Below are 6,135 nucleotides of genomic sequence, written 5' to 3'. Positions count from 1 at the left end.
CAGCCCCAGGGGTTGGAATGTATGTTCCAGCTGGAGCCGGAATAGCAGCTGTAGAGGATGAAGCGCCTGCAACTGGGATGTAAGTTCCAGCTATCGTTGGTACAGCAGCCGTTGAAGATGAAGCACCTGTCGTTGGAATATAGGTTCCAGCCGGAGCTTGTAATGACATGGAGGGAGATGATTCACCCGTTGTGGGAATATAGGTTCCAGCTAATGCCGGCAGGGCTGCGGTAGAAGATGAAGCGCCTGGAACCGGAATATAAGTTCCAGCTGGAGCCAATATCTCGGCACTAGTCGATGAAGCCCCGGTTACCGGTATGTAAGTTCCTGCTGGAGCAGGAACGGCGGCAGTAGAGGACGAAGCGCCAGTTACTGGAATGTATGTTCCAGCTGGTGCAGGAGAGCAGGTTGTTGCTCCTAATCCTGAATCATATGATCCAGGAAGGCAACTCAACGCTGCAGCGTTAGTCGAGAGGGCTACAAGAAATAGCGAGAGATGAGTTTTTTGACTATTGTGCAATTAGCTATTATTAGTTTTGTTAGAAATTAGCTTACTAGCGCTATATAAGGATAAAGTCCCATAAACTCCAAGAATATCAATAATTATAGGATTTATTTGCATCTTAATGATTTTTTAATATGAGCACTAACTTAAAGTGAACAATTTTCTTGAATCAGCGTTATCGGCTCATCAGAACGGGGATTTTTCTGGGGCAGAAAATCTGTATAGACAGCATTTAAATCATCACTCGCAGGATGCAAGGGCGCTTTATGGTCTAGGGTCTATTTTGTTGTTAGGCGGAAATCTGGAAGGTCTAAATTATGTCAGGCAATCACTCATATTGCCACCGGATCCAGACTTTAATCGATCTCTAGCAGCAGATTCTGTATTGTCTACTTTGCTTAGTCAGCAGTTTAGGGCGCACGCCTTGGCTTTTTTGGAAGAGCTCTCGTCTCTTGGAATTTCTATCCATGATGTAGAAAGCAAATTAGAACGCTTGAGGATACCTCCTTATTTAAGTCCAAGCCGGCTTGATCATCAACTTGGAAAAGAGTTAAAAAGATTTAGTCCCATGGAAAGCAACTGCTATGTCTACGCAATAGACATAGTTGGGGGGTGTAATTTGCGATGTCCAACTTGCCCCGTTGCAAACCAGCCTGCGATGCCTAAAGGCATTATGAAAATTGAGCTCTTTGAGGAAATATTAAAAAAGATTCGCAATGAGCAAGGAGAATTTCCGATTGATATTTGGCTTTTTAATTGGACCGAGCCCCTTCTTCACCCTCAAATTGGTTTATTTATTGAGGCTATCAGAAATTCAAATTACACATCTTTAGTTTCTAGCAATCTAAACTCGGGTGATCGACTCGACGCCCTCATGAAGGCTCAGCCAGATCGGTTAAAAATATCTCTATCTAGCTTTAAACAAGAAATATACGGCGTAACCCATGCCCGCGGGAATATTGCTAAGGTAAAAGAAAGCTTAATTAAATTAGCCTCCTTAAGAGATCTTTACAAGTCAAAAACTGCCATATGGATTGGACATCATTTATATCGCAATACCTTTGATGAGAAAGATGAGATTGAAAGTTTTGCAAAATCGCTTGGTTTTGGGTACCAGCCATCTCCAGCAACTTTGACACCAATTGAAGAAGTGATGAGCTTGCTTGATGCTGGGGCATTAAGCGCCAAAGAGAGTTCAAATATTTATAGTAAAAAACTAGCTGACCAATTCTTATTTGACCCCATTGATATTCAAAGAAAGAACAAGCGAATGAGATCTGGAGAGCATGATTGCGAGCTACGTTTCAATATGACTACCATTCAACATGAAGGCAACATCAGTCTATGTTGCGGTACAGTTCAACCATTAACCGAAAAGCCTATTTCATTTTTAGATATCTCTAAGGCCGAAATAGAATATATAAAATATAACAATGTATTTTGTAAAAAATGTATTCAAAATAATTTACACCTAACCATTTCAGATCAATAGTCGTGAGCAACAAAATCAAATCATCTACGAGCCTCTTCAATGCAAGAAATCTCCTTATTGAGAAGAAATTCAATGAAGCCGTGGTGGCTTATCAACGCCTTATTGAAGCCCAGCCAAAAAATGGAGAGCTATATTTGGAGCTCTCTAGTTGTTTAATATCCTTAGGGCAAATAGATGAGGCTGTAGTTGTTATCAAAAACGGTTTGCAAAGCATCCCTAAAAATTTAGAATCCGCATGCAGGCTTCAGCTGGCTCAATGTTATCTAAGCCAGCATCGTTTCGATGAGGCTGCTAGTCTATATGAAGAAATTCTTCGCAGTAATCCAAGTGATCTTGGTGCTATATCGGGAATGGTATTCATTCATCTAAAAGATGGATACCCATCTAAGGCCCTATCAATAATGGAGCCGCTTAAATCAATGTATGTTGATCACCCATTATTCTTGGTGAACTATAGCCTGTCTCAATTTGAGTGTATGAATGTCAACAATGCCCTCGAATGCCTATTAGAAATTATTGAAAGGTTCCCGGACAATAAGGAGGCTTTTTCGAATGCGCTTTTACTTGCCAACTACACGGTTAGGCATGATGAGTTCCTTGATCGTATCAAAAAGAAGAATTCCAATCCATTTCCAGTGTTAGATAGCAATTTGATTAAAACTCCCCGAAATAAAAAATTAAGGATAGGTTTTGTTTCGGGTGATTTCTGTTTACATCCCGTTGGATACTTTTTATTATCAATTCTTAAGGGACTAAAGGATTATGAGGTTGAAATTTATGCCTATAGCAATTCCTCCAGGGTAGATTTTTTAACTACCCAAATTCAGTCCTATTGCGATAAATACATACAAATTTTAAATTTTTCCGTTGAGCAACTTATTTCCAGTATGCGTTCTGACAATCTGGACATTATGATTGATCTTGCGGGGCATACCGCTGGGAATCGACTGGATATTTTTGCTAATAGAGTTGCGCGTGTCCAGGCAAGCTATTTAGGGTTTATGGAGTCTACCTTGAATCCCGGGATAGATTATTTAATAACTGATGAAATCCACGCTCCAAAGGAGGAGAGTGCCCAGTACTCAGAACAGCTTGTATACATACCCAAGTGCCGATTTAATTTTACGCCCCCAATTCAGGCGCCCAGCATTGAGGCTCTTCCATTCTCCTCAAATGGCTATATCACTTTCGGCTGTTTTTCAAATGTGACCAAATTTAGCAACGACTGCCTCGATTTGTGGGCAAAAGTTTTATTAAACGTTCCCGATAGTCGATTAAAGTTAAGGCACAAATCCCTCGTTGATCCAAATATTCAAGGGGAGATACTGAAGCGATTTAAGATGCATGCTGTACCTCCTGGTCGCATCGAGTTTTATGGCGGACATAAGTACGATACTTATTTAAAGGCATATTCTGAAGTAGATGTCATGCTCGATAGTATTCCTTTCTCAGGCGCGACAACGAGCTGTGAATCTTTGTGGATGGGCGTTCCAATTATTACGATGCATGGTAATTTCCCGGCTGCTCGCCAAACAAGCAGTATTCTAAGCGCCCTAGGCGAGTCAGAGTGGATTGCACATTCAGCGGACGACTATATCCAGATTGCCAAAGATCTTCCCAAGCAGATCGAGAGGCTCTATAAATTTCGTTTGAGTATTCGTGAAAAGATAAATAAATCGGCCTTGGGTAACTCAACAATATTCACCAAATATTTCTATGATGCACTGCTAGAGATGTTAAAGCGCTCAGGTTTTTAGTCTTCTCTAGGTTTCCTTGGCGGGGGTAATCAATACCCCTTACCTAAAGCCCTAGATAAAAATCATGAGGAATATTGTCGTTGACCAAATTTATTTCAACAGCACAGATGGTGAAGCAGGGATACTTCCTGGAATCTTTTGCAGTGACATGAACTGCGAGAGTAGCTTAATCGCTAGGGGCGAGTAGCCATTGTTTTCGCTGGGAATGCTGTAGAGATTGCCATCCAAACCTTCAATGTTTGAAAAAGGTCAAGGCACAAATTGAGGGCAATAACCTATATCGATAGCTTAGAACCGGGGGTTTATTTAGCTGGTTTATCTAGTTGAAAGGTCACAGGAGCATCTTCATCTGTTTTGCCGGCTGAGTCTGACTTACCTTCTTCGCCTGTGAAGTTGAAATCCTGGCTCTGAACGACTGTGGCAGGTTTATCCAGCAGGGTCGTGACTAAAGCTGGGAAGGCCATGACAATAACGACCATGAAGAGTTGTAGGCCTACCCATGGTAAGGCACCCCAATAGATATCACTACTTTTTACTTCTTTGGGGGCTACGCCTCTCAAATAAAAGAGAGCAAAGCCAAAGGGTGGATGCATAAAAGAGGTTTGCATATTCACGCACAACATCACACCAAACCAAACGAGCGCAGCACTGGCTGCTGCCTGGGGATTGCCATTCATGGAATCAAGCAACACAGGGGAGAGTAGCTTGACTGCAACGGGTGCGAGCATGGGCACTACGATAAAAGCAATCTCAAAAAAGTCTAAGAAGAATGCCAAGAAAAAGACAAAGAGATTTACGACGATTAAGAAACCAATCCAACCACCTGGCAAGCTAGAAAATAATTGTTCTACCCAATGCCCGCCATCAACGCCCTGAAAGACTACTGAGAAGCAGGTGGATCCAATCAGAATAAATACGACCATCGCAGTAATGCGCATCGTATTTTGATAGGCTTCTTTAATAAGCCCCTTCAGATTGGGAATGCTAGCCCTACGAATCCATGCAAGTAACAATGCACCCATTGCACCCATCGCACCAGACTCTGTCGGGGTGGCGATACCGGTCATGATGGTGCCAAGTACTAAGAAGATTAGTACGGCTGACGGAATAATGCCCATGAGGCATTTTTTCCAGAGCGCCCAGCCCCGAAGCGTAAGCTCGCTGGCTGGCACTGGTGGCAAATAGTCCGGGCGGATGCGACTTAAGAAGAAAGTGTAGAGAGCAAACAGAGCAATCTGCAAAAGCGAAGGACCCCATGCGCCCAGATACATGCTGCCCACATCAGCGCTGCCGCTTTGGGTCTTCAGTTGGTCGGCTAATACGATTAATACCAAAGACGGTGGAACTAGCTGGGTAATTGTTCCTGATGCTGCTAGCACGCCTGTGGCATAGCGCATGTTGTAACCATAACGCATCATGACTGGCAAAGAGATCATGGCCATAGCGATCACCTGAGCGGCTACAGTGCCAGTAATAGCACCCAAGATGAAACCAACGATGATGACTGAGTAACCAAGGCCGCCACGAACTCGACCAAAAAGTTGCCCCATGGAGTCAAGCATTTCTTCGGCAAGACCACAGCGCTCTAGGATGGCTCCCATGAAGGTAAAGAAGGGTATAGCTAGAAGCAGATCGTTGGCAAGTACGCTGCCAAAGATACGTTGAGGAATCGCTTGCAAGAACGCAACTCCAAAAAAGCCCTCATGAATAGCAATGCCTGAGAAAAATAATCCAGCAGCCATCAAAGAGAATGCAACTGGGAAGCCAATCAACATAAAGACGATTAGCCCGCCAAACATTAAGGGCGGCATCCACTCTAAAGGAATCATTGCATCGGCTTTTCGTAATGAAGGTCTTCAGCAGGCAAAGTCACATCACCTCTTAGGGCGCCGATGCGCTTAATGATTTCTGAAACACCCTGAAGGCTCAGCATGAAGAAACCAAATGGCACTACGAACTTAATGGGGTAGCGCGCCAATCCGCCAGAATTTAAGGAGTGTTCCATCACTAGCCATGATGGGTAAAAGAGGGTAGTCCAAGAGAGCCAGGAAAATAAGAGGCAGGCCGGCATTAAGAAGAAGGTCAAGCCAAAGAGATCAACCCACAGGCGCCCACGATCAGAAAGCTGGGAGTAAATTAAGTCCACCCGAACATGCTCATTGCGCTTGAGGGTATAGGAAGTGCCGAGCATAACGGCTGCAGCAAAGAGATACCACTGAAGTTCTAGTGGCCAGTTGTTACTCATGTCCAAGCCATAGCGTAGCAGGGCATTTACAGCAGACACTACGCAGGACAGCAAAATCATGATGCTGGCTGTCTTGCCCAAAAACTGATTTACGTAATCAATGCCCGCAGAGAGTTTGGACCAAAACCCCATTTGC

The 6,135-nt window shown here is 43.6% G+C and carries 4 protein-coding genes and 1 pseudogene; 2 read left to right on the top strand and 3 right to left on the bottom strand.

The window, feature by feature from the left end:
* Positions 1 to 520 (bottom strand): annotated as a pseudogene (locus ICN20_RS00915) (hypothetical protein); the annotation flags it as partial.
* A gap of 136 nt (positions 521 to 656) precedes the next feature.
* Between ICN20_RS00915 and ICN20_RS00910 the strand changes: the two are divergent.
* The gene (locus ICN20_RS00910) at positions 657 to 1,997 is read left to right on the top strand and encodes a radical SAM protein (protein WP_216237569.1); all 1,341 of its coding nucleotides are present in this window, start codon (positions 657 to 659) and stop codon (positions 1,995 to 1,997) included.
* A gap of 2 nt (positions 1,998 to 1,999) precedes the next feature.
* The gene (locus ICN20_RS00905; RefSeq protein ID WP_216237566.1) at positions 2,000 to 3,754 is read left to right on the top strand and encodes a tetratricopeptide repeat protein; all 1,755 of its coding nucleotides are present in this window, start codon (positions 2,000 to 2,002) and stop codon (positions 3,752 to 3,754) included.
* A 302-nt stretch (positions 3,755 to 4,056) separates the two neighbouring features.
* On the opposite strand, the gene ICN20_RS00900 is transcribed toward ICN20_RS00905, so the two are convergent.
* Entirely contained in the window at positions 4,057 to 5,583 is a 1,527-nt protein-coding gene (locus ICN20_RS00900; protein WP_216237564.1) for a TRAP transporter large permease subunit, read from the bottom strand.
* On the bottom strand, positions 5,580 to 6,131 hold the full coding sequence (locus ICN20_RS00895) for a TRAP transporter small permease subunit (RefSeq protein ID WP_216237562.1): 552 nt from the start codon (positions 6,129 to 6,131) through the stop codon (positions 5,580 to 5,582). The genes ICN20_RS00900 and ICN20_RS00895 overlap by 4 nt, the downstream gene beginning before the upstream one ends.
* Between the last annotated feature and the right edge of the window lie 4 nt (positions 6,132 to 6,135).

Origin of the sequence: Polynucleobacter sp. JS-Polo-80-F4 (genome assembly GCF_018881965.1) — a bacterium.
Classification (GTDB): Bacteria; Pseudomonadota; Gammaproteobacteria; order Burkholderiales; family Burkholderiaceae; genus Polynucleobacter.
The sequence above is the reverse complement of the archived record's forward strand: the minus strand, read 5'-3'. Positions and strand labels throughout refer to the sequence as shown.